Here is a 22,816-nt window from a genome sequence, read left to right as displayed (position 1 = left end):
CGCGCGAGCCGTAATAAGGGGGTCGGCGCGCCACGCGCCCTGCGTTTTCAGTCATCTGCCCCCTATGAAACTCAGCCGCAAGATTCCCCTCGCTTTCGCCGCGTCTCTCACCCTCATGTCGGCGGGGGCGTTATACGGCATCCACACGCTCAATCAGGCCATCGATACCTATCGCACCACCGTGCAGGACGCCGCCGCGAACGAGCGCATGGTGTCGGCCACGCTCGTCGAGTTCAAGCTGCAAGTGCAGGAGTGGAAGGACACACTCCTGCGCGGCAAGGACCCGCAAAAACTCGATCGGTACTGGAGCGCATTTCAGAAGCGGGAGCGCACCGTGAACGATCTCGCCGCCGCGCTCGAAACAAAGCTGCCCGATGGTGAGGCGCGCGCCCTCGTCGAACAGTTCGCCGCGGCGCACGAGGCGATGGGCCAGGGGTATCGCAAGGGCTTCGAGGCGTTCAAGGCGGCGGGCGCCGACCCCGTTGCGGGCGATACCGTGGTCGCCGGTGTCGATCGCGCGCCGGCCCAGCTGCTCGACCGCGCCGCGCAGACCATTGCCGCCACCAACGCACAGGTAGCCGCACAGGCCGCGGTGCAAGCCGCGCACGCCACCGTCGTGAGCGCCGTGCTCATGGTGGTCGCGTTCGTGCTCGCGCTGGCAGGCGGCGTGCTGTTCAGCCGTACGGTCACGCGCCCGCTGGGGCGCGCGGTGGGCTTTGCCCGCGAAGTCGCCAACGGTGACCTTTCGACCGATCTGCATGCGCGGGGCGACGACGAAACCGCGGAACTGCTCACGGCGCTCGCGAAAATGCAGACAAGTCTCGCGCGCGTAGTGAGCGAAGTCCGCGCCAATGCCGAAGGCGTCGCGACCGCGAGCGCGCAAATTGCCTCCGGCAACCAGAATTTGTCCTCGCGCACCGAAGAGCAGGCCGCGTCGCTCGAAGAAACCGCTGCGAGCATGGAAGAGCTCACCTCGATCGTGCGCATGAACGCCCAGAACGCGCAGGAGGCCACCTCGCTCGCGGGCACGGCGGCACAAACCGCGGCGCGCGGCGGCACGGTAATGCGCGGCGTGGTCGGCACGATGCAGTCCATCGCCCATAGCTCCAGCAAGGTCGGCGAGATCATCGGCTTGATCGACGGCATCGCGTTTCAAACCAACATTCTTGCGCTCAACGCAGCCGTCGAAGCGGCGCGCGCGGGTGAACAAGGCCGCGGCTTCGCCGTGGTCGCGGGCGAAGTTCGCACGCTCGCGCAGCGTAGCGCGAACGCAGCGCGCGAGATCAAGACGCTCATCGAGCAGTCGAAGGAACACGTCGAAAGCGGATCGTCGCAGGTGGCCGACGCCGGCCAGATCATCGACGAGATCGTCGAGGCCGTGCAGCGGGTTTCCGGCACCGTTCAGGACATTTCGACGGCCTCGCGCGAACAGTCGACGGGCATCGAACAGGTGAACATCGCCGTCACGCAAATGGACGAAGTCACACAGCAGAATGCGGCGCTCGTGGAGGAAGCATCGGCGGCGGCGCATGCGCTGGCCGAGCAGGCGCACGCGCTGCGCGAGACCGTCGCCGCATTCCGGCTCAGGGACGCCGCCATGGCCTGATTTCGCGCATACAAAAGCGCCGCTTCGGGGGCCATAACCGCTATGGCATGTCCGGCATCTTGCTCGCGAGGCTGACTCCGGTGGATCGCGAGCGTAATATACGCGAGGTTATATCGAACGACACCGGCCCGGAGACTCACACATGGATATCGCGACCGCCCCCGCCCCGATCGACAATGCCGTCGAGCCAGGCGCTCCGCTTCAACTCACGGGCAGCCTCGTGCATCCGATGTCCCTGTCGCTCGAGGCGCTGCGGCAATATCCGGCCGTGACGTGCCCGGCGTTCGATCTGCGCTGCTACACCACGCAGCGCTTCATCCGCACTGTCGCGCCCTACCGCGGGGTGCGCTTGACGGATCTGCTCCGTCAAGCGGAACTGCGCAACGACGTGGACGGCGACTTCAAGCGCATGGTCTTTCTCGCGGTCGGCCACGACGGTTACTTCGTGACGTTCTCCTGGCACGAACTGTTCAACACGCCCGTAGGCGAGCAGGTGGTTATCGCTTACGAATGCGGGGACAAGCCGCTCGACGCGCAACATGGCGCCCCTGTGCTCTTCTCCGGCGCCGATCTCGTACCGGCGCCGCGCCACGTCAAACGTCTCGCGCGCATCGAGGCTCGCGTGCTCGCGCTCTGAAACTTCTGCATCCGCGGTCATACCCCTATTTCGTGAGGCGTTAAGCCGCACGAAATGTTCACGCGTGGCTTGCCATCAAATCTTACGGAATGTAAACTTCACGTAAGCTTTGGATTCGGAACGCGTCTTCCCGGGGTTCTGTCGAACTTCCAGTCAATCCATCGATTAATTAGTCATCCTTTATTTCACCATCAAGGAGAAAAGCGTGATCACGTACTTCAGCCGACTCAACGCCACGTTCGCCATTGCCGGCCTCCTCATGATGGCACCGTTTATGGCCATGGCGCGCATGCCGGCGCCGACCGCCTCCCCGCATGGCGACTCCATCGCCAAGAACCGTTTGTCGAACCGCGCCGCAAATGACGAGCATCGCACCAGCGAACCCGATGCAAATGAATCGGCTGGCAAGTAATAAGCGGTCCTGATCGAACTGCACCTCACAAAAAAGCGTAAAAGCCGTGCCTAACTCGCGCAAATCCCAGGCACGGCAACCTTCTGAAAAATGTGTGGCGATGCGATCACCGAAGAAGGATAAGCGGCCAGGCGCGACCTGAACCCCGGATGAGAGAACGCCGCCCGAAAATGCGCGGTCGATTCCCAGACCGCGTAATTCATATAGGCCGGATGCGCCCCGAGGGCGCGATGGAGTTGCGTCGAAATGAAGCCCGGTTGCTGCTTCATGAATGCGGCGTCGTCGTGCCAGACCTCAAGAAACTTCGCGTCATCGGCCAGATCGAGCGTAAAGACGTTCACGAGCACAACGGGCTCGGCGTCAATGGCAAGTTGATGCTCGATCGGACAAGCCGGATCAAGCGGTCGCAATTGCAGCATGGTGCACTCCTGGTTCTGGAAGCATGATGTCAACCCGTCATGGGCAATTTATAGTAAATTGACATGATGATGTCAATTTAGAAATAAGGTGACATATGCATGAACCTGCGAGAACACCGGCTGGCGAACTCCTGTCGAGCATCATGCTCGATCTCTTCCGGCTCAATAGCCAGCTGCTCACCTCGGGGGACCGCCTCGTCGAGGGCCTCGGGCTCACGAGCGCACGCTGGCAAATGCTGGGCGCCATCAGCGCTGCGGAGCGGCCACAGCCGGTGGCCTGGATCGCCCGCGATCTGGGAGCCAATCGGCAGAACGTGCAACGGATCGTCAACGACCTTGCCAACGACGGTCTGGTGCGCTTCGAGACAAACCCACACCATCGTCGCGCGCAGCTGGTCGTACTGACCGACGAGGGCCGCCGGGCATTCGAAGCCGCCATGCGTCTTCAGGCCCCCTGGGTCAACCGCCTGGCCGAGGGCGTGACGGTCAGCGAGATCAAGGCCGCGCATCGCGTCTTGATGAAACTTCAGGTGAATCTCGACGACATGGACGCAGCCGCTGACACGGATTGATCGCCCTGGGCCACTCGCGCACGCAATGTGCTACCTGCATGGGATCGTTCCCAGGCGGGCGCCGGGACATCGATGGATCCATCCGCCAGGCGAGGCCCACGCATGTCGACAATTGCCCTCATAGCCGTGACCGTCACGGTGACGCTCGTCGTCATCCTGGTCATCGCGAACCTCACGAGCGGCGAGAAGAAGATCGAGCACAAGATCGAACGGCTCTACGCCAGCGACAGTCCGCAGTTCATCCGCTCGATGGGGCTGCTGCTCGGACCACCCGTCCTGGGAGGCAATCGCTTCGAGGCGCTCGTGAACGGCGACGCAATCTTTCCGTCGATGCTGGAGGCCATGCGCTCGGCGCAGCACACCATCACCTTCGAGACCTTCATTTACTGGTCCGGGGCGATCGGCGAGGACATCGCGAGCGCGCTGGCCGACAAGGCGCGTGCAGGTCTTGCCGTGCATGTGCTGCTCGACTGGGTTGGCTCCTCGAAGATGGACGAGCGCTACCAGCAAATGCTGCGCGAGGCCGGCGTCCAGCTCGTGCTGTATCACAAGCCGCACTGGACCGGTCTTGGCCGCATGAACGACCGCACGCACCGCAAGCTGCTCGTGATCGACGGGCGCATCGGCTTTACGGGCGGCGTGGGGATCGCCGACGAATGGACCGGCCGCGCGCAAGATGAAAAACACTGGCGCGATACGCACTTTCGCGTGGAAGGTCCGGCGGTCGGGCAGATGCAGGCCGTCTTCATGGACAACTGGGTCAAGTCCACGGGCAATGTGCTGCACGGCCCGCAATATTTTCCGGCGATCGACGCCGCGGGCGATGGCCTCGCGCACATGTTCAGCAGTTCGCCTTCGGGCGGCAGCGACGACATGGAGCTGATGTACCTCATGGCGATCACCGCCGCGACGCGAACCATCCACTTGTCGACGGCGTACTTCGTGCCGGACAAACTCACGATCAACGCCATTGTCGAAGCGGCGAAGCGCGGCGTGACGGTGCGCATCATCACGCCCGGCAAGCACATCGACACCCACACGGTGCGCGAGGCGTCGCGCGCATGCTGGGGCGATCTGCTCGCGGCGGGCGTTCAGATGTACGAGTATCAGCCGACGATGTTCCACTGCAAGCTGATCGTCGTCGACGACTATCTGGTGTCGGTCGGCTCGACCAACTTCGACAGCCGCTCGTTCAAGCTCAACGACGAAGCCAATCTCAACATCTATGACCGCGATTTCGCACGCCAGCAGACCGCCATTTTCGATGCCGACGCTGCGCTCGCGAAGCGCATCACACTGGACGACTGGCGCCGCCGGCCGCTGCGCGAAAAGCTGCTGGAGCACGTGGCCGCCCTGCTCGATTCGCAACTGTGATCCGCGTTGACGATGCCTGTGCCGCCTGCACGGGCGCCGCGGGCCATTCGACAACGAAGCGAAGATCGCCGACAATCGGTGCCCTACATCCGGCAGTCAATAGAACAGTCAGAAAAAAGGGGACCGCAACCCATGCTGCACATCGAGGATCTGGCCACGCCGCCGGAGGGATTTCTGCGCGACGAGCCGGAGGGGGCGGCGTTTTACGAGGCCTTTCAGACGGCCCGGCTGGACGACTTCAGCTTCGGCTATTTCGCCGTGTACCGGGACGGCACGCTCGTGACCGTGGCGCCCTACTTCGTGATGAATTTCCGGCTCAATACGCTGCTTCCCAGCGGCTGGCTGAAGAACAGCTTGAGCTGGATCCGCTTCAAGCTCGCCTGCATCGGGCATCCGACCGTGGACGCCGGCCGTATTCAGGGTGAAGTCTCGCAGGAAACGCTCGCTGCCATCAGCACGGCGCTTGCGAAGAAAGGGAGCCTGCTCGCTTACAAAGGTTTCGCCGAGGATTTGCCGCTGCGCGGCTTCGTGGCGGCAAAAGGCCTGCCTGTGCCGGTACTGTCGATCGGCCCGGACTACTACCCGGCCATGAAGAGCGACCGCAGAAACCTGCTCAAACGCAAGCTGAAGAAAGCGGCCGCACTGCGCTATGAAGAATGCGCGGGGCTGCCCGATCATCTCGTCGCCAAAGTGCATGCGCTGTATCTGAACACCTGGCAAAAGGCCGAGTTGAAGTTCGAGAAGCTCACGCCGGAGTATTTCGCCAACACCCGCAGCTTGAGCCATTATCTGCTGTACTTTCTGGGCGACGAACTGATTGGCTTCACCCAGTTGATCGGCAAGGGACGGCACCTCGTCAACCGCTATATCGGGCTCGACTACGCAAAGAGCCACGAATACGGCCTGTACTTCGCCATGTTCATCCGCACGGTCGAATTCGGCATTCGCGAAGGCTTCGAGGAGATCGAACTGGGCGCCACGTCCTATGAGTTCAAACGCATTCTGGGCGCGCGCCAGATTCCCACTTGGAATCACTACCGGCACAACAATACGCTGGTCAACTGGCTGCTCGGCAAACTGCGCGGCGTGCTGGAACCGTCGGAGTCCGAACTGCGTTAGTGCGCTGGGAACATGGGCGCGGTGCGCCCCAATGCCAGCAACACGCGTTACAGGCGATAATGTGCCGAACGCAATCGATTGAGAAACGGAGTAAGGATGAGCAAGCAAGGCTTCACCACTGGCATCGTTCACGGCGACAGGATCGCGGGCACCGAGCACGGCGGCGTGCGCCAGCCGATTCATACGTCCGTGCAATACGGTTTCGAGCGCGTCGAGGACCTGATCGGCGTGTTCCAGGGCACGAAGAAAGGCGGCTTCAACTACGCGCGGCAAGGCACCCCCACGACCGCCGCGCTCGAGCGCAAGATCACGAGCCTCGAAGGCGGCACCGGCACGGTCTGCTTCAGCACCGGCATGGCCGCGATCACGGCAACCTTCCTCACGCTGCTGCGCGCGGGCGATCATCTCGTGTCGAGCCGTTACGTGTTCGGCAACACCAACAGCCTGTTCGGCACATTGCGCACGCTCGGAGTGGAAGTCACGACCGTCGACGCCTGCGACGCCGAGAACGTGAAGAACGCCATCCGCCCGAATACACGGATGGTGTTCGTCGAAACCATCGCGAATCCGGGCACGCAGATTCCCGACCTGCAAGGCATTGGCGAGCTGTGCCGCGAGCGCGGCATCGCCTACGTCGTCGACAACACGATTACCTCGCCCGCGTTGTTCCAGCCGAAGGCGGTCGGCGCGAGCCTCGTCATCAACTCGCTGACCAAGACCATCGCGGGCCATGGCGCCGCACTCGGCGGCGCGGTGACGGACACGGGCCTGTTCGACTGGAGCGCGTACCCGAACATCGCCGACGACTATCGGCGATCGCCTGCGAAGGATCAGGGGCTCCTGCAGATCCGCAAGAAGGGCCTGCGCGACATGGGTGCTTCCTTGTCTTCGGAGCAGGCGCACGCCATCGCGATGGGCGCGGAAACGCTCGCCCTGCGCGTGAAGCAAAGCAGCGACAACGCGCTCGCGCTCGCGCAGTTCCTCGAGGGCCACGCGGCTGTTGGCAAGGTGTTCTATCCGGGCCTCAAGAGCCATCCGCAATACGAGGTCGCACAGGCGCTGTTCAAGGGCGCATCATGGCTGCTCTCGTTCGAATTGCTCAACGCGGAGCGCATGATCGACGTCGTCAACGCGCTCGAGCTGCCGATCAAGGCGACCGGCCTCGGCGACACGCGCACGCTCATCATTCCCGTTGCGCCGACAATCTTTTTCGAAGCCGGCGCAGCAACGCGCAAGGCGATGGGCATTTCCGACGGCATGCTGCGCCTTTCGGCGGGCATCGAAGATATCGACGACCTGATCGCGGACTTCTCGCAAGCGCTCAAGCTGGCGGCCTGACGCCTCGCGGGTCGTTTACTTGAAAAGGGCCAGCACGCGCTGGCCCTTTTCATTTATCGCGCTTACGGATTGAAGCGTTTCGCCTCTTCGCGCCAGTAGTGCTGCTGCTTCCAGCCAAGCAGCCGCTTGAGCTTCTCGTTGCTGAGCAGCGTTTCGAACTCGCCGAGCGGCTTCTTGACCGGCACGCCCGGATAGTAGCGATCCAGCAGGGTCTGGGTCGGCAAGTCGGACGACACGTCGTCCGCCGCGACGTTCATGATCTGGAAGCCGAGCCCGTCCGTTTCGATGGCCAGCCTGCACGCGTTGGCGAGATCTCGCCCGTCGATATAGCTCCACGCAATGCGCTTGCGCAGCGCCGGGTCCTTCAGCCACGTGGAGAACTTCGCATAGTCCTCGGGGTCGAGCACGTTGCCAATGCGAAAGCAGTAAATGTCCGACCCGGTGCGCGCCTGGAATGCCTTCGCGGTCACTTCGTTGACCACTTTCGAGGTCGCGTAGCTGTCCATCGGATCCACCGGATAGTCCTCGTCGAGCGGAAAGTACGCGGGATCGCGATGGCGGTGGGCGAACACCACGCCGTAAGTCGTCTCGCTCGAGGCCACGATCACCTTGCGGACCCCGAGCTTCGCAGCGGCGTCCAGGATGTTGTAGGTCCCCATCACGTTGATGCGGTAGACCTCGTTATCGGTCGTCAACATGATGCGGGGGATCGCCGCAAAGTGAACGATCGCGTCGATCGGCTGCGGCTCCAGGTCGTCGGCGAATTCCACCGGCGCCGTGGTCGACGCGATCGCATTGAACACCTGGCCCGCGTCCGTAATGTCCGTGATCAGCGTGCGCGCGGTGCGCTTTGGCATGGGCACGCGGTCCAGATTCAACACTTCGTAGCCGTGCGCCACCAGGTTCTCGACCACCCATTTTCCGGCAAGGCCGCTGCCGCCGGTCACTATGACTCGCTTTGCCATCTGTCTCTCTCCAGTTCGTCGCTCGATGCCAGCCCCTGCGAATCGGCACGTTACCGCAAACATTGCCCGGCTGTAACGATCGCCCCTGCCTTTCCAGCCGGGTGGAATGTCCTCGCGCTGCGCAGTCAATTTGCGCGGTCCACGCCTGACGAACCCTCCAAAAAATGATCGATTCAATCAAATTTAGGGTTTTCCCTCGGTTGAAACGATCGATTCGGTCAAATAAGATGACTCAACCGATCAGTTCAAGGTCGCTCAATCGCTGAAGCCCACCCCGCTTTGATCGAATCAATCAAATAACCCACCCAGCCGGAGACAAAAAACGATGAGAAGGACCACCGCCATGCTTGGCTTGCTGGGCGCCGCGATCGGCGCACATGCGCAAAGCAGCGTCACCCTCTACGGTTTGATCGACACGTCGCTCGTGTACACGAACAACCAGAAGGGGTCGGCGAACTACCAGATGTCGAGCGGTGTCTTGTCAGGCAGCCGCTGGGGCCTCAAGGGCTCCGAGGATCTGGGTGGCGGGTACGCGGCCATCTTCCAGCTCGAAAACGGCTTCAGCAGCACCACGGGCACGCTGGGCCAGAACGGCCGCATGTTCGGCCGCGCAGCCTGGGTGGGCGCATCCACGCCGGTCGGCAGCGTCACGCTCGGCCGCCAGAACGAGCCTTCCGCCGATCTTGTCGGCCCGCTCGTCGTCGCGAACCAGTGGGCGGGCGGCATTGGCGCGCATCCGGGCGACACCGACAACCTGTACGTGAATTCGCGCGTGAGCAACAGCATCAAGTTCCTGAGCCAGAGCTATCACGGCTTGCGCGGCGGCGCGCTGTTCAGCTTCGGCGGCACGCCGGGCGCCTTCAACAACAACCGCATCTGGAGCCTCGTGGCGGGCTACACGCAGGGGCCGCTCGCGCTGGCCGCGTCGTACATCAACACCTCGCGCCCCAACACGGCGCTGTGGGACGGCACGGCCGGCGCCGCACCGATTTCGCCGAACAATTCGCCGATCTTCTCGGGCTACACGTCGGCACGCACGCAACAGGTCGCTTCGGTGGCGGGCAATTACACGTTCGGCAACGCGAAGGTCGGTCTCGCGTACTCGAACTCGCGTTTCGAGGACCTCGGCTCGGGCGCGGCGGCGGCGCCGATTGCGGCCTACCATGGGGCAACGGCGGTGTTCGACAATGCCGAAGTGAGCTTCAGCTATCAGTTCACGCCTGCGCTCTTGATGGGCGTAGCGTACGAATATACGAACAGCCACGGCGCCGGCGACGCGCACTACAACCAGGCCAATATCGGCGGCGACTATCTGCTTTCCAAGCGCACCGATATTTACCTGACCGCTGCCTACCAGCGCGCAAGCGGCACCGACTCGACAGGCAAGGCCGCCGTGGCCGCGCTCTGGCCGATCACGGCTTCGAGCAACTCGCATCAGATCGTCGCGGCACTGGGGCTGCGGCACCGGTTCTAGCAGGCAAACGAGCCAGCAAACAATGGCGGCGCGCCCCATCGCGCCGCGATGGCTGGAGGGCAGCGAGGCGTTGCTCTCCGGCGAAGTGGAGAACGAACATGGCAGTGAACTTCCGGGGCATCATCCCCGCCCTCATCACCCCGATGACCGCCGACGAGGAAGTCGACGAAGCCGGCCTGCGCACCCTCGTCGAGCGCCTGATCAGCGCAGGCGTGCACGCGCTGTTCGTGCTCGGCACCAATGGCGAATTCATCGCGCTTTCCGAGGCGGAAAAGCTGCGCATCGCGCGCATCGCCGTGGATCAGGCGCGCTCGCGCGTGCCGGTGATCGCGGGCACCGGCGCCTATGCCACGCGCGACGTGATCGAACTGAACAGCAAGATGCTGGACACGGGCGTGGACGCCGTCTCCGTCATCACGCCGTACTTCAACGGTGCTTCGCAGCCCGAACTGTTCACGCACTACGAGCGCATCGCGCGCGCCACCCCGCTGCCGGTGATGCTCTACACGATTCCGGCCAAAGCGGGCGTGACGCTCACCATCGACACGGTGCGCCGCCTGGCCGAAATTCCGAACATTCGCGGCATCAAGGACAGCGGCGGCGACTTCGACCGCCTGCTGCAGCTCATCAACCTGCGCCGCGACGATTTCGCCGTATTTACCGGCACCGATTCGATGATTCTCTGGTCGCTGATCGCGGGCGGCGATGGCGCCGTTGCCGCCACGACGAATGCGGTGCCGAGCGTCGTGATGTCGATCTGGAATCACTTCCAGGCGGGTGACATCGAGGCGGCCCGCCGCGCCCAGGAATCGCTGCGCGCGCTGCGCGACGCCTTCGCGCTCGGCACGATGCCGGTCGTGCTCAAGACCGCGGCCGCCATGCTCGGCATGCCCGCCGGCCCGGCGCGCTCGCCCGCGCAGCCGCTCGATGCCGCCACGCGCGAACGCCTCGCGAAGGCGCTCGAAATCTACCCGCGCGTTGCCTGACGTCACGCCCGCCACCGAACGAACGCCCATTAGCGCCCAGTAGCAAGACCGAAATTGAGACTCACGATATGAACCCCGTTTACCACTTCCAGACCGTCAAGCACGTCGTGCACGGCGCCAACAGCCTCGACCAGTTGCCCGAAAAGCTCGCGCTGCTCGACCGCCCGGTTCGCCGCATTGCGTTCATTACGCAACCGGTGATGGAGGAAAACGGCGTCGCGGCGCGCGTCGTGGCGGCGCTCGAAGCGAAGGACATCGAAGTATTGATCGTGCGCGACGTGCAGCCCGAGCCGACCATCGAGAACGTGGAGACGGTGTTTCGCGGCCAGATCGAGCCGTTCGCGCCCGATGCGGTGCTCTCGGTTGGCGGCGGTAGCGTGCTCGACGCCGCGAAGCTCTTCGCCGCGCGCCTCACCAACGCGCAGCCGCTGCGCGAATGGCTCGGCATCGATCTGATCAAGACGCCGGGGGTGCCGCTCATTCTCGTGCCGACCACGGCCGGCACCGGCTCCGAGGTCACGCCCAACGCCATCGTCACGCTGCCCGACGAGGAGCTGAAAGTGGGTATCGTGAGCCGCCATCTGCTGCCGCAGCTCGTGATACTCGACGCCACGCTGACGCTCGACTTGCCGAAGCCCATTACGGCCGCCACGGGCATGGACGCGTTCATTCACGCGCTCGAATCGTATATCTCGACCAAGGCCAATCCCATCAGCGACATGTTCGCGATGGAGTCCATGCGCCTGATTGGCGCGAACCTGCTCGAATCCTATGAGAACGGCCACTCGCTGAAGGCGCGCGAAGCCATGCTGCTCGGCTCGATGTACGGCGGCCTCGCGCTCACCGCGGCCGGCACGGCCGCCGTGCACGCCCTCGCCTACCCGCTCGGCGGCATGTTCAACATCACGCACGGCGTGGCCAACTCGATGCTGCTGCCCCACGTGATGGCGTTCAATCTCGACGCGATCGTCGGCCGCCTCGCCACGGTCGCGCACGCGCTCGGCATCGCGCAGCACGAAGACAGCGATCAGGCAGCCGCCGACAAATTCCTCGAGCGCTTGCGCGAATGGACCGCGGCGCTCGCGATTCCGCAGGATCTGCGCCAGTTCGGCGTGTCGGAAACGCATCTCGATGCGCTCGCCGTTGCAGCCGCGAAGGTCAAGCGCCTGCTCGGCAACAACCCCAAGGCGCTGAGCCTCGACGATATCAAGGCAATCTACAGCCGTCTGCTGCCATGAACGCGCCCACTACCCGCAACGTGCGCCTGCTGATTCTCGGAGACGATCTCTCCGGCACGGCGGACTGCGCCGTGAAGAGCACGCATCGCGGCCTCTCCAGCGTGGTGTGCCTGAACGCTTCAGCGGCGCAGGACCGCACAGCGGGTCCCGACGTGCTCGCGATCGACACCGACACGCGTCGCGCCTCTCCCGCCGATGCCGCGAGCGCGAATGCGCAGGCATGGCGCACGCACGCTGCCGGCCGGCGGCTGTACAAGAAGATCGATTCGACGCTGCGAGGCAACGTCGCCGCCGAAGTGGCCGCGCTCGCGGCGCACGCGGGCATGGCGATCGTCGCGCCCGCGCTGCCCGAGGCGGGCCGCGCGACGCAGAACGGCTGCCTTCTCGTGAACGGCACGCCCGTCGAAGCGACGGAAGTCTGGCGCAACGAAAGTCTCGGCGGCACGGGCCATCTGCCTTCGATGCTCGCGGGCGCTGGTCTGCGGGTCGAGCATATCGGCCTGCAAGCCGTGCGCGCAGGCGCGGCGCCGTTGCGCGCGCGCCTCGAAGCCCTGCGCGCCTCGAAGTGCCAGGCCGTGGTCTGCGACAGCGAAACGGACGCCGATCTCGCCATGCTTGCCGAAGCGTCCGCCACGCTCGACGGCGTGTTCTGGGTCGGCTCGGCGGGACTCGCGCAAACGCTGATCGCAACGCTCACGAACGAAAGCGCGCAGCACAGTGCAGCAACGTCCACGCCTGCCGTTGCGCATGCAACGATCTCGCAACACCCGCGCGGCGTGCTGACCGTGGTGGGCAGCATGTCGAGTGTCTCGCACGAGCAGGTCGCCACGCTGCGCGCCCATGCGGGCGATGCCGTCGACGTATTCGAAGTCGATGTCGTGGCGCTGCTCGACCCGGTGAGCCCCGAGTCGCTCACGTTGGGCACACGCGTTGCGAACACGCTTATGCGCGGGCGCCACGCGGTGGTGGCCTTGAGTCAAACCGAGCGCGTATTGATAGGCGATGGCGAACTGCTCGCCCGCCAGCTCGCGGAAAGCCTCGCCCCCGCCGCCGCCCACGCAGCCGCACTGATCGCCACAGGCGGCGAAACGGCGCACGCGCTGCTCGCGGCCATGGGCGTGGCCACGCTGCGGGTGATCGAAGAAGTCGAAAACGGCGTGCCGCTCATGGCCGCCACCCAGGCGTCGCGCGTGTTGCCCGTCGTCACCAAGGCGGGCGGCTTCGGGCGTCCCGACACCCTTTATCGTGCATGGCAGCGGCTCGCCGCCATGACGCAAGCGCACGCGAAGGCGCCGCGCCAATCCAGCAAAGAGGAAGCCATGAACTATCGTCCCGTAATCGGCATCACGATGGGCGATGCCGCCGGCGTGGGCCCGGAAATCATCATGAAGAGCCTCGCGCACCAGTCGGTGTACGACGGCTGCCGCCCGCTCGTGATCGGCGACGCCAAACGGCTCGTCGATGCCGGACGGCGCGCGGGCGTCACGCTAGAAGTGCGCTCGATCAAGGCCCCCGCCGAAGCCCGCTTCCAGCTCGGCGTGGTCGACTGCATCGACCTCGGCCTGATTCCCGAATCGATGCCCTACGGCCAGCTTTCCGCCGTTGCCGGCGACGCCGCGTACCAGTACATCGCGCACACGGTCGAACTGACTTCGGCGGGCGAACTCGACGCGATCTGCACCGCGCCGCTGAACAAGGAAGCGCTGCACGCGGGCGGCCACATTTTCCCCGGCCACACGGAAATGCTCGCGCACCTCACGGGCATTCCCGAAGTCTCGATGATGCTCGTGGCGCCGAAGTTGCGCGTGATTCACGTGACGACGCATATCGGCCTGCTCGATGCGATTCGCAAGATCGAGCCGGGCCTCGTGCAGCGCACGATCGAACGCGCACACGAAACGCTCATGCGCGCGGGCATCGAGCAACCGCGTATCGGCGTGTGCGGCATCAATCCGCATGCGGGCGAAAACGGCCTGTTCGGCTATGGCGAGGAAGAGGAAAAGATCATGCCCGCCGTGGCCGTGCTGCGCGAGCGCGGCTGGGACGTGGAGGGCCCGCTCCCCGCCGACACCTTGTTCTTCCGTGCGGGCCGCGGCGACTTCGACGTGGTCGTGGCCATGTATCACGACCAGGGCCACGGCCCCGTAAAGGTGATGGGCCTCGAAGCGGGCGTGAACGTGACGGTGGGGCTGCCGGTGATCCGCACCTCGGTCGATCACGGCACGGCATTCGATATCGCGGGCAAGGGCATTGCGGACGAACGCAGCATGCTCGAAGCGCTAAAGCAGGCACAAGACCTCGCCACGCGCCGCGCCGTTCAAACGGCCTAGCGTCGCAACGCGCGCGCCCGCGCATGCGGGCGCATGCCGTTGAGCACACAACAATCGGAGACATCACCTATGAATCGCCTCACCGTGTGGGACACCTCCATCATCATTGCGATGGTGGTCGTGTACATCGTCGTCACGGCCTGGATCAGCATCCGGCTGCGCAGCAAGACCACCGAGCAGTTCATGGTCGCGGGCCGCTCCACGCCCGCCATCGTGATCGCCATCCTGCTGATGTCGGAGTACATCGGCGCGAAGTCGACCATCGGCACCTCACAGGAAGCCTTCAACGTGGGTCTCGCGGCCTCGTGGTCGGTGATCTCCGCTTCCATCGGCTTCGTGTTCTTCGGCCTGTTCATGGCCAAGCGTCTGTACCGCTCAGGCGAATTCACGATCTCGGGCTTCATTGCGCAGAAGTACGGCAAGACGGCGCGGCTCGTCGTCTCCGCGGTCATGATCTACGCGCTCTTCATTGTGAACGTGGGCAACTACGTGAGCGGCGCCGCCGCCATTTCGACCGTGATGCGCGTGAACCTGCCCACCGCCGCGTTCATCACCGCTGTCGTGAGCACGATCTACTTTGCCTGGGGTGGCCTGAAAAGCGTGGCCTATGTGACGATCCTGCATAGCGCGGTGAAGCTCATCGGCATCGGCATTCTCGTGTGGGTCGCGCTCTCCATGACGGGCGGCGTCGCGCCGATGGTGCACGCCATGCCGGCCCAGTATTTCACCTGGAACGGCATGCTGAGCGGCGGCACGATCGGCGCATGGATCATCGGCACGGCCGGCGCGATCTTCTCCACGCAGTTCATCATTCAGGCGATCTCGGGCGCGAAGTCCGCGAACGAGGCGCGCAACGCCACGCTGATCGCAGGCGCGCTGTGCATTCCCATCGCGCTTGCGCTCGGCTTTCTCGGCGTCGCAGCGAAGTTCCTGTTCCCCAACATCAAGAGCCTCTACGCACTGCCGATCTTTCTCCAGCACATGCACCCGCTGCTTTCGGGCGTGGTCACGGTCTCGCTCGTCGCCTCGATCTTCGTGAGCGTGAGCACGGTGGCGCTCGCCATCGCCTCGCTCATCGTCAAGGACTTCTACGTACCGCGCTTTCGCCCGACGCCTGAGAAAGAACTGCGCGCCACGCGCACGATCTCCTTCGTGGTGGGCTTCCTGCCGCTAATTTTCGTGCTGTTCGTGCCGCAAATTCTCGCGCTCTCGTTCTTCACCCGCGCGCTGCGCCTCTCGGTCACCGTGGTCGCGCTGATGGGCATTTACCTGCCCTTCTTCAACAGCAACCGCGGCGCGATCAGCGCGCTCGTGGTCGCCACGATCGCCACGACGATCTGGTATCTGCTCGGCAATCCGCTTGGCATCGACAACATGTACGTCGCGCTCGTTTCGCCTGCGATCGTGATGGTCGTCGAAAAGCTGCTCGCGCCCACGGCGAGCGGCAACGGCCCGCGCGTCGCACACACCGACTCGTGAAGCGCGACACGTAAAGCGCGACCTGCGAACCCCTTGCCACACCGCAACAGGAATACATCATGACGACTCCCTCCACGCTGCCCGACGCCGCGTTCACCCTGCCCGGCCGCCTGCATGCCGCCGCCGGCGACGCCGCGCGCACGGACGCCTACCTCCCCGCCGCCACGGTGCAGTGCCACGCGGCGAACCTGCTCGCGCTCGCCAACGGCGACGTGCTGTGCGCGTGGTTCGGCGGCACGCAGGAAGGCGTGCCCGACATTTCGGTCTACCTCTCGCGCCTGAACAAGGGCAGCGACCAATGGAGCGAGCCGGTGCGCCTCTCCGACGACCCCACGCGCTCCGAGCAGAACCCGGTGCTCTTTGCCGCGCCCAACGGCGACATCTGGCTGATCTACACGGCGCAGCTCTCGGGTCACCAGAACACCTCGATCGTGCGCCGGCGCGTTTCCGCCGATCAAGGCCGCACCTGGGGCCCCATCGAAACGCTGTTCGAACGCCCCGGCACCTTCGTGCGCCAGCCTATCGTGGTGGCGCGCGACGGTGCGTGGCTGTGCCCGGTGTTCCTGTGCCGCGTGCAACCCGGCGAGCGCTGGTCGGGCAACGACGATGTGAGCGTGGTGATGCGCTCGACCGACAACGGTGCGAGCTGGACCGAGCACGCGGTGCCCGCGAGCGTGGGCTGCGTGCACATGAACATCCAGCCGCTCGCTGACGGCTCGCTCCTCGCGCTCTACCGCAGCCGCTGGGCCGACCATATCTACGCAAGCCGCTCCGCCGACGGCATGGCGTGGAGCGCGCCCGAGCCGCTCGCCCTGCCGAACAACAACTCGTCGATCCAGTTCGTCGCGCTCGCCAACGGCCACCTGGGCCTCGTGTTCAACGCGAGCAGCGCGGCGCAGAGCACCGGGCGGCGCGCCTCGCTCTACGACGATATCGAAGACTCGGAAGACAGCGGCGATCTCGTGACGCAAGCCGCCTCGGCGCACGGCACCGCATTCTGGGGCGCACCGCGCGCGCCGATGACGCTCGCCATCTCCATGGATGGCGGCCGCACCTGGCCCATCACGCGCAACCTGGAAACCGGCGACGGCTACTGCATGACGAACAACTCGACGGACAAGCTCAACCGCGAGTTCTCGTACCCGTCGATCGCGCAGTCGCCCGATGGCCGCCTGCATATCGCTTACACGTACTTCCGCCAGCGCATCAAGTACGTGAGCGTGGCCGAGGAATGGGCCAGCACGGCCCCCGCGGCCACGCAGCCCGCGCCCGCCGCAGCCTGACGGGTCACGGGCACACCGGGAACCGGGACCTGCGCGATGAACGCGAGGCGTCGGAAAGTGGATACAGTACGGGGTGAAGTACGCGGTAAACTGCGTGCGCGCCGTATTGTCCAAGCCGTCTGCCTCGCCGCGAAGCGGCGTCCCGAACCCAACGCCGAACACTCCATGAAAGTAGCCCGCCGCCGCGAAGCCATGCTCCAGGCCGTCCTCTCCGGCATGACCGAGGTGTCAGAGTTGTGCGAACACTTCGGCATGTCGGAGGCCACCGTGCGCCGCGATCTGCGCGCGCTCGCCGACGAGCGGCTGATCCTGCGCACCTATGGCGGCGCGGCCTCGGTCGGCACGCACGCGCCCGAGGAATCGCTCGAGCAGCGCCGCCAGAGCTTCCAGGCGGAGAAAGACGCCATCGGCCACGCGGCGGCCGCTCACGTGCGCGCCGGCGACACGATCTTCCTCGACAGCGGCACGACCACCGCCGCGCTCGCACGCGCGCTCGCTCAGGCCGGCCGCCACGACATACGCGTGGTGACCAACAACCTGCTCGTCGTGCAGGCGCTCGCGGGCAGCAGTGTGCCGCTCACGCTGATTGGCGGCGAGGTGCGCGAGTCGAGCATGAGCACGCTCGGGCCGATCGCGCAGCTCGCGCTCACGCGGGTGACGGTCGACAAGGCCTTCCTCGGCGCCGATGGCGTGGTGCCCGGCCGCGGCCTGTGTGAAGCGACCGCCGACCAGGCCTACCTCAAGGAATGCCTGATGCGGCAGGCCGCGAGCCTCTTCGTGCTCGTGACCGCCGACAAGCTCAACCGCGACAGCCAGCAGCACTGGGCGCCGATTGAAAAGCCGTGGACGCTGATCACGGACGCGAGCGCTACGCATGTCGAGTTGCAGGCGTTCCGCAATCTCGCGGGGCTCACGATCGAGCCGATTGAAGTGCCCGCGGGAGCCGCGCATTGAAAGACGACAATGGACAACGCAACGAGCCCAACGATTGACACGCTGGCTGGCGCCACGAACAAACGCATGGTCGTGACGGGCGCAAGCTCCGGCATCGGCTACGCCATTGCGAAGCAACTGCTCGCCCAAGGCCATGACGTGATTGGCCTGAGCCGCAGCGCGCCGGACCTCGATCATCCTCGCTTCACGTGGTGCACCGCTGACCTCGACGATACCGCCGCGATTGCCGGACTCGCACAACAGCTGGGCACGGTTGACGGCCTTGTGCACGCAGCGGGCTTCATGAAAACGGCGCGCCTTGGCGAACTCGACGAAGCCAGTGGCGAAGCGATGTGGCGCTTGCACGTGGCCGCCGCCTCGGCGCTTGCCAACGCGCTCGTGCCCGCCATGCGCGAAGGCGCGCGCATCGTGCTGATCGGCAGCCGCGTGTCGGCGGGCGCCGCCGGGCGCAGCCAGTACGCCGCCGTCAAGGCCGCCATGGTCGGCATGGCGCGTTCGTGGGCCATCGAGCTTGCACCGCGCGGCATCACCGTCAACGTGGTGTCGCCTGCCGCGACCGCCACGCCCATGCTGAGCGACCCGCAGCGCACGTCCAGCGCGCCGGTCATGCCGCCTATCGGGCGCTACGTGAGCGTGGAGGAAGTGGCCTCGATGGTCGCGTATCTGCTCGGCCCGCAGGCCGGCGCGATCACGGGGCAGCAGATCATGATCTGCGGGGGCAGTTCGCTGTAGCGTGCGAGGCGCGTCATACGCCCTTAGGGGAATTCACTCGCCCCCGGGCGCAGCCACCGCATCGTGCTGATTGAAGCGCTCCGCCAGAAAATCGATGAACGCGCGCGCACGCGCCGATTGGTTCCGCTTGTTCGGGTAATAGACGAACAAATCGGCAAGCGGCTGCACGAACTCAGGCAGCACGACGCGCAAACGCCCACTCTCCAGATACTTCGCCAGGTCCCACTCGGAGCGCAGCAGAATGCCATGACCGTCGAGCGCCCAGCCGAGCACGATGTCGCCGTCGTTGCTCGACAGCATGCCGTGCACCTTTACGGAATGCGCCTCGCCGCCGCGCTCCAGCCGCCATATGCCATAAGCGCTGTCGTTCTGGCGGTGCACGATGCACTGATGACTGGCGAGATCCGCAAGCGTGGCAGGCGTGCCCTGCCGCTCCAGATAGCGCGGCGAGGCGCACAGCAGGCGGCGGTTCGTCATGATGCGCCGCGCAATGAGCCGCTTGTCGGGCAGCTCCCCAAAACGGATCGCGAGATCCACGCCGCTTTCGACGAGATCGATCGGCCGGTCGGTGACGTCGAGCTGCACCTCGACATGCGGATGGCGCCGCGCGAACTCCGAAACGAGCGGCGCAATCGTCGTGCGCCCGAAGCCGAGTGTCGCGTTCACGCGCAGCAAGCCGCGCGTCACGGAACGGCTCGACGACACCACGTCTTCCATTTCCTTCACTTCGGCAAGAATGCGCGCCGCGTAGTGCAGAAAGGTCTCGCCTTCGGCGGTCAGGCTCACGCTGCGCGTCGTCCGGTTGACGAGCCGCACGCCCAGGCGCGCCTCGAGCTGCGCGAGCCGTTTGGTCGCCGCCGGCGGCGTGATGTCCATGTCCCGCGCCACGCTCGAAAGGCTTCCGTAACGCCCGAGCAGGACGAAAAACTCCAGATACGAGGTCAGGTCATTCTTCACCGCAGGTTAATAAAGATGTGAAAACAAGTGAATCATAGTACCGATCCGGGCGCATAACCTAGCGTCTCCAACAGCCAGCCAACCACCAGCGCTGGCCGTGCCACCAGGAGACACCCGTGAGAATCGTTGAAATCCGCGAAAAAACCGTGCCGATCAGTTCCTCGATCCGCAACGCCTATATCGACTTCAGCAAGATGACGCTGAGCCTCGTCGCCGTGGTCACCGACGTGATCCGCGACGGCAAGCCTGTCGTCGGCTATGGCTTCAACTCGAATGGCCGCTACGGCCAGGGCACGCTGATGCGCGAGCGCTTCATCCCGCGCCTGCTCGAAGCCGATCCCGCCTCGCTCGTGAACGACGCGGGCGACAACCTCGACCCGCACAAGATCTGGGCCACGATGTTCACCAACGAAAAGCCGGGCGGCCACGGCGAGCGGTCGGTGGCGATCGGCACGATCGACATGGCGGTGTGGGACGCCGTGGCGAAGATCGAAGGCAAGCCGCTCTTTCAGCTGCTCGCCGACCGTTACGGCAACGGGCAGCCGAACCGCAAGATCTTCGTGTACGCGGCGGGCGGCTACTACTACCCGGGCCAGGACCACAACAAGCTCAAAGACGAAATGCGCAGCTATATCGACCGCGGCTACACGGTCGTGAAGAAGAAGATTGGCGGCGCATCGCTCGACGAGGACCTGCGCCGCATCGACTCGATCCTGAGCGTGCTCGGTGACGGCCAGAAGCTTGCCGTCGACGCCAATGGCCGCTTCGATCTGGACACCGCGATCCAGTACGCCAAAGCGCTCTCGCAATATGACCTGTTCTGGTACGAAGAACCGGGCGACCCGCTCGATTTCGAATTGCAGGCCACGCTGCGCAACTACTACGACAAGCCGATGGCGACCGGCGAGGATCTGTTCTCGATGCAGGACGCGCGCAACCTGATCCGCTACGGCGGCATGCGTCCCGACCGCGACTGGCTGCAGTTCGACTGCGCGCTCAGCTATGGCCTCGTCGAATATCTGCGCACGCTGGAGATGCTGCATCAACACGGGTGGTCGGCGAGCCGCTGCATTCCGCACGGCGGCCATCAGATGTCGCTCAACATCGCGGCGGGTCTCGGGCTTGGCGGCAACGAGTCGTACCCCGACCTGTTCCAGCCGTATGGCGGCTTCCCCGATGGCGTGAAGGTCGACAACGGCTATATCACGATGCCCGACCTGCCCGGCATCGGCTTCGAGGGCAAGGCCGATCTGTTTGAGCAGATGCAAAAGCTCGCACCGTGACGCTCGCGCGAAGCGCAACGAAGTAAAGGGAAAAGCGCGACCGGAAACACAACCGCTGCACGCATGGCGGTTGGCGGTCGCCTGGATTCACCTGGATGGCGCCATGCTCAGGAGACAGACATGCGGCCCTCGACACTCAAAAAGTACCTTTCGAAGCTCTACGTACAGGTTTTGATCGGCATTGTGGCCGGCATTCTCGTCGGCCACTTCTACCCGGATTTCGGCGCCGATCTCAAGCCGCTCGGCGATCTCTTCATCAAGCTGATCCGCATGGCGCTCGCGCCGATCATCTTCGCCTCGGTCGTCGTGGGCATTGCCCGCATGAACGACCTGCACGAGGCGGGGCGCGTAGGCGTGAAGGCGCTGCTCTACTTCGAAGTGGCATCGACCATCGCGCTTTTGGTGGGCCTCGTTGTCGTGAACGTGATCAAGCCAGGCAGCGGCATGAACATCGATCCGGCGCACCTGGACAGTTCGGCTATCGCCGGCTACGCACACGCCGCTCACGATCACACGGCGATCGGGTTTCTCATGAGCATCGTGCCGAACAGCATTGTCGGCGCGTTTGCGAATGGCGAAATTCTGCCCATCATCTTTTTCTCCGTGCTGTTCGCCATCGCACTGGCGAAGCTTGGTCCGCGCACTGCACCGCTCGTCGATATGCTCGACATGTTTTTGCAGGGCATGTTCGGTGTCGTGCGTATCGTCATGTATGTCGCGCCCGTGGGCGCTTTTGGCGGCATGGCGTTCACCATCGCGAAGTACGGGCTCGGCACACTGGCGTCATTTGGCGAGTTGATGCTGTGCCTGTATGTGACGTCGATCTTTTTCGTCGTGGTCGTGCTCGGGCTCGTCATGCGCGTTTTCGGCTTTTCGCTGTGGAAGTATCTGCGCTATATCCGCGACGAAATCCTGATCACGTTCGGCACGGCGTCGACCGAGGCCGTGCTGCCGCAGATGCTGGTCAAGATGGAGCACCTGGGCTGCTCGCGGCCGGTTGTCGGCATGGTGCTGCCGACCGGTTACACGTTCAACGCGGACGGTACGGCGATCTATCTCACGATGGCGGCGCTCTTTGTCGCGCAGGCGATGAATATTCATCTCACGGTGCTCGATCAGATTGTTGTGCTGAGCGTTTTGCTGCTGACTTCGAAGGGGTCGGCTGGCGTCGCGGGCGCGGGGTTCGTGGCGCTTGCGGCTACGCTCGCGTCGATGCACAAGATTCCGGTTTCGGGGCTCGTGCTGCTGCTTGGCGTGGATCGCTTTCTGAATGAAGCCCGTGCGGTGACGAATCTGATCGGAAACGGGGTGGCGACTATTGTGGTTGCACGGTGGGAAGGGGCGATTGATGTTGATCGCGCGCGGGCGGTTTTAAATGGCGCGGTTGACTTCGAGTCTGAGGAGCGTGCTGTCGATCTGGGTTTGCAGGGGCGTGAGACTGTTGCTGGCGCGCGGAGTGGTTAGTTTAAGGTGGCTAGTAGAAGAAAACCTTCTGTGCGTTGAGGGCTTTGGCCTTTCCTTGTGTTCGTGGCGGTATGCCAGCGTTGCCCCTGTGCGGGGCGGCACCTACTTTTCTTTGCAGCGGCAAAGAAAAGTATGCAAAAGAAAGCCGCTCAAACCGCCAGCGCCTGCCACAGTTCATCTCGCACCACTCCAGG

Annotated in this window: 21 protein-coding genes; 17 read left to right on the top strand and 4 right to left on the bottom strand. The window is 64.4% G+C overall.

The annotated features are described in order from the left end of the window. The first annotated feature begins 64 nt into the window (after positions 1–64). From U5A52_RS37930 to U5A52_RS37920, 3 genes are all read left to right on the top strand, one after another. A complete protein-coding gene (locus tag U5A52_RS37930) occupies positions 65–1,606 on the top strand; it encodes a methyl-accepting chemotaxis protein (protein ID WP_321913369.1) in 1,542 nt (513 codons plus the stop codon). Between the two features lie 142 nt (positions 1,607–1,748). Beyond that, positions 1,749–2,243, top strand: a complete 495-nt coding sequence (locus U5A52_RS37925; protein WP_321913368.1) for a molybdopterin-dependent oxidoreductase — start codon at positions 1,749–1,751, stop codon at positions 2,241–2,243. A 205-nt stretch (positions 2,244–2,448) separates the two neighbouring features. Next, positions 2,449–2,655 (top strand): hypothetical protein, encoded by a 207-nt coding sequence (locus tag U5A52_RS37920; protein WP_321939227.1) that lies wholly within the window; start codon positions 2,449–2,451, stop codon positions 2,653–2,655. A gap of 50 nt (positions 2,656–2,705) precedes the next feature. On the opposite strand, the gene U5A52_RS37915 is transcribed toward U5A52_RS37920, so the two are convergent. Further along, positions 2,706–3,074: an antibiotic biosynthesis monooxygenase family protein gene (locus U5A52_RS37915; protein WP_321939226.1), complete on the bottom strand. Its 369-nt coding sequence runs from the start codon at positions 3,072–3,074 to the stop codon at positions 2,706–2,708. A gap of 143 nt (positions 3,075–3,217) precedes the next feature. Between U5A52_RS37915 and U5A52_RS37910 the strand changes: the two genes are divergently transcribed. The 4 genes from U5A52_RS37910 to U5A52_RS37895 all read left to right on the top strand — a co-directional run bounded on the left by U5A52_RS37910 (position 3,218) and on the right by U5A52_RS37895 (position 7,477). Continuing rightward, positions 3,218–3,646 (top strand): MarR family winged helix-turn-helix transcriptional regulator, encoded by a 429-nt coding sequence (locus U5A52_RS37910; RefSeq protein ID WP_321913365.1) that lies wholly within the window; start codon positions 3,218–3,220, stop codon positions 3,644–3,646. A 102-nt stretch (positions 3,647–3,748) separates the two neighbouring features. Then, on the top strand, positions 3,749–5,020 hold the full coding sequence (gene cls / locus U5A52_RS37905; protein WP_321939225.1) for a cardiolipin synthase: 1,272 nt from the start codon (positions 3,749–3,751) through the stop codon (positions 5,018–5,020). 132 nt (positions 5,021–5,152) lie between these two features. Next, positions 5,153–6,139, top strand: coding sequence for a GNAT family N-acetyltransferase (locus tag U5A52_RS37900; protein ID WP_321939224.1), 987 nt, complete (start codon positions 5,153–5,155; stop codon positions 6,137–6,139). 96 nt (positions 6,140–6,235) lie between these two features. Continuing rightward, complete coding sequence (locus tag U5A52_RS37895) at positions 6,236–7,477, top strand: cystathionine gamma-synthase family protein (RefSeq protein WP_321939222.1); 1,242 nt, start codon at positions 6,236–6,238, stop codon at positions 7,475–7,477. A gap of 62 nt (positions 7,478–7,539) precedes the next feature. On the opposite strand, the gene U5A52_RS37890 is transcribed toward U5A52_RS37895, so the two are convergent. Next, a complete protein-coding gene (locus tag U5A52_RS37890; RefSeq protein ID WP_321913361.1) occupies positions 7,540–8,442 on the bottom strand; it encodes an NAD(P)-dependent oxidoreductase in 903 nt (300 codons plus the stop codon). Positions 8,443–8,767: 325 nt separating this feature from the next. Between U5A52_RS37890 and U5A52_RS37885 the strand changes: the two genes are divergently transcribed. The 8 genes from U5A52_RS37885 (at position 8,768) to U5A52_RS37850 (ending at position 18,918) form a co-directional block, all read left to right on the top strand. Next, positions 8,768–9,916 (top strand): porin, encoded by a 1,149-nt coding sequence (locus tag U5A52_RS37885; protein ID WP_321913360.1) that lies wholly within the window; start codon positions 8,768–8,770, stop codon positions 9,914–9,916. A 98-nt stretch (positions 9,917–10,014) separates the two neighbouring features. Continuing rightward, positions 10,015–10,902: a 4-hydroxy-tetrahydrodipicolinate synthase gene (gene dapA, locus U5A52_RS37880; protein ID WP_321939219.1), complete on the top strand. Its 888-nt coding sequence runs from the start codon at positions 10,015–10,017 to the stop codon at positions 10,900–10,902. Positions 10,903–10,970: 68 nt separating this feature from the next. Next, positions 10,971–12,140: an iron-containing alcohol dehydrogenase gene (locus U5A52_RS37875; protein ID WP_321939218.1), complete on the top strand. Its 1,170-nt coding sequence runs from the start codon at positions 10,971–10,973 to the stop codon at positions 12,138–12,140. Then, on the top strand, positions 12,137–14,470 hold the full coding sequence (pdxA, locus tag U5A52_RS37870; RefSeq protein WP_321939216.1) for a 4-hydroxythreonine-4-phosphate dehydrogenase PdxA: 2,334 nt from the start codon (positions 12,137–12,139) through the stop codon (positions 14,468–14,470). The genes U5A52_RS37875 and pdxA overlap by 4 nt, the downstream gene beginning before the upstream one ends. 69 nt (positions 14,471–14,539) lie before the next feature. Further along, positions 14,540–15,949, top strand: coding sequence for a sodium:solute symporter family protein (locus U5A52_RS37865; protein ID WP_321939215.1), 1,410 nt, complete (start codon positions 14,540–14,542; stop codon positions 15,947–15,949). Positions 15,950–16,008: 59 nt separating this feature from the next. Then, entirely contained in the window at positions 16,009–17,232 is a 1,224-nt protein-coding gene (locus tag U5A52_RS37860) for a sialidase family protein (RefSeq protein WP_321939213.1), read from the top strand. 165 nt (positions 17,233–17,397) lie between these two features. After that, positions 17,398–18,186: a DeoR/GlpR family DNA-binding transcription regulator gene (locus U5A52_RS37855; RefSeq protein WP_321939211.1), complete on the top strand. Its 789-nt coding sequence runs from the start codon at positions 17,398–17,400 to the stop codon at positions 18,184–18,186. Between the two features lie 9 nt (positions 18,187–18,195). Next, positions 18,196–18,918, top strand: a complete 723-nt coding sequence (locus tag U5A52_RS37850; protein ID WP_321939208.1) for an SDR family oxidoreductase — start codon at positions 18,196–18,198, stop codon at positions 18,916–18,918. 33 nt (positions 18,919–18,951) lie between these two features. Here the strand turns inward: U5A52_RS37850 and U5A52_RS37845 are convergent, their stop codons facing one another. Beyond that, positions 18,952–19,875 carry a LysR substrate-binding domain-containing protein gene (locus U5A52_RS37845; protein ID WP_321939207.1) on the bottom strand — a complete coding sequence of 308 codons (924 nt, stop codon included), beginning with the start codon at positions 19,873–19,875 and terminating at the stop codon, positions 18,952–18,954. 116 nt (positions 19,876–19,991) lie between these two features. On the opposite strand from U5A52_RS37845, the gene U5A52_RS37840 reads away from it, so the two are divergent. After that, positions 19,992–21,158 (top strand): mandelate racemase/muconate lactonizing enzyme family protein, encoded by a 1,167-nt coding sequence (locus tag U5A52_RS37840; protein WP_321939205.1) that lies wholly within the window; start codon positions 19,992–19,994, stop codon positions 21,156–21,158. A gap of 120 nt (positions 21,159–21,278) precedes the next feature. Beyond that, complete coding sequence (dctA, locus tag U5A52_RS37835; protein WP_321939203.1) at positions 21,279–22,622, top strand: C4-dicarboxylate transporter DctA; 1,344 nt, start codon at positions 21,279–21,281, stop codon at positions 22,620–22,622. A gap of 10 nt (positions 22,623–22,632) precedes the next feature. Here the strand turns inward: dctA and U5A52_RS37830 are convergent. Next, the coding region (locus U5A52_RS37830) for a hypothetical protein (protein ID WP_321939201.1) at positions 22,633–22,816 on the bottom strand (184 nt) is incomplete at its 5' end.

The organism is Paraburkholderia sp. J8-2 (assembly GCF_905220195.1).
Classification (GTDB): domain Bacteria; phylum Pseudomonadota; class Gammaproteobacteria; order Burkholderiales; family Burkholderiaceae; genus Paraburkholderia.
The sequence above is the reverse complement of the archived record's forward strand: the minus strand, read 5'-3'. Positions and strand labels throughout refer to the sequence as shown.

Coding starts and splice junctions, on each gene's coding strand:
- U5A52_RS37915 (WP_321939226.1), bottom strand. CDS start 3,074: ATGCTGCAATTGCGACCGCTTGATCCGGCTTGTCCGATCGAGCATCAA.
- cls (WP_321939225.1), top strand. CDS start 3,749: ATGTCGACAATTGCCCTCATAGCCGTGACCGTCACGGTGACGCTCGTC.
- U5A52_RS37925 (WP_321913368.1), top strand. CDS start 1,749: ATGGATATCGCGACCGCCCCCGCCCCGATCGACAATGCCGTCGAGCCA.
- U5A52_RS37930 (WP_321913369.1), top strand. CDS start 65: ATGAAACTCAGCCGCAAGATTCCCCTCGCTTTCGCCGCGTCTCTCACC.
- U5A52_RS37895 (WP_321939222.1), top strand. CDS start 6,236: ATGAGCAAGCAAGGCTTCACCACTGGCATCGTTCACGGCGACAGGATC.
- U5A52_RS37850 (WP_321939208.1), top strand. CDS start 18,196: ATGGACAACGCAACGAGCCCAACGATTGACACGCTGGCTGGCGCCACG.
- U5A52_RS37875 (WP_321939218.1), top strand. CDS start 10,971: ATGAACCCCGTTTACCACTTCCAGACCGTCAAGCACGTCGTGCACGGC.
- U5A52_RS37865 (WP_321939215.1), top strand. CDS start 14,540: ATGAATCGCCTCACCGTGTGGGACACCTCCATCATCATTGCGATGGTG.
- U5A52_RS37890 (WP_321913361.1), bottom strand. CDS start 8,442: ATGGCAAAGCGAGTCATAGTGACCGGCGGCAGCGGCCTTGCCGGAAAA.
- U5A52_RS37885 (WP_321913360.1), top strand. CDS start 8,768: ATGAGAAGGACCACCGCCATGCTTGGCTTGCTGGGCGCCGCGATCGGC.
- U5A52_RS37860 (WP_321939213.1), top strand. CDS start 16,009: ATGACGACTCCCTCCACGCTGCCCGACGCCGCGTTCACCCTGCCCGGC.
- U5A52_RS37910 (WP_321913365.1), top strand. CDS start 3,218: ATGCTCGATCTCTTCCGGCTCAATAGCCAGCTGCTCACCTCGGGGGAC.
- dapA (WP_321939219.1), top strand. CDS start 10,015: ATGGCAGTGAACTTCCGGGGCATCATCCCCGCCCTCATCACCCCGATG.
- U5A52_RS37855 (WP_321939211.1), top strand. CDS start 17,398: ATGAAAGTAGCCCGCCGCCGCGAAGCCATGCTCCAGGCCGTCCTCTCC.
- pdxA (WP_321939216.1), top strand. CDS start 12,137: ATGAACGCGCCCACTACCCGCAACGTGCGCCTGCTGATTCTCGGAGAC.
- dctA (WP_321939203.1), top strand. CDS start 21,279: ATGCGGCCCTCGACACTCAAAAAGTACCTTTCGAAGCTCTACGTACAG.
- U5A52_RS37900 (WP_321939224.1), top strand. CDS start 5,153: ATGCTGCACATCGAGGATCTGGCCACGCCGCCGGAGGGATTTCTGCGC.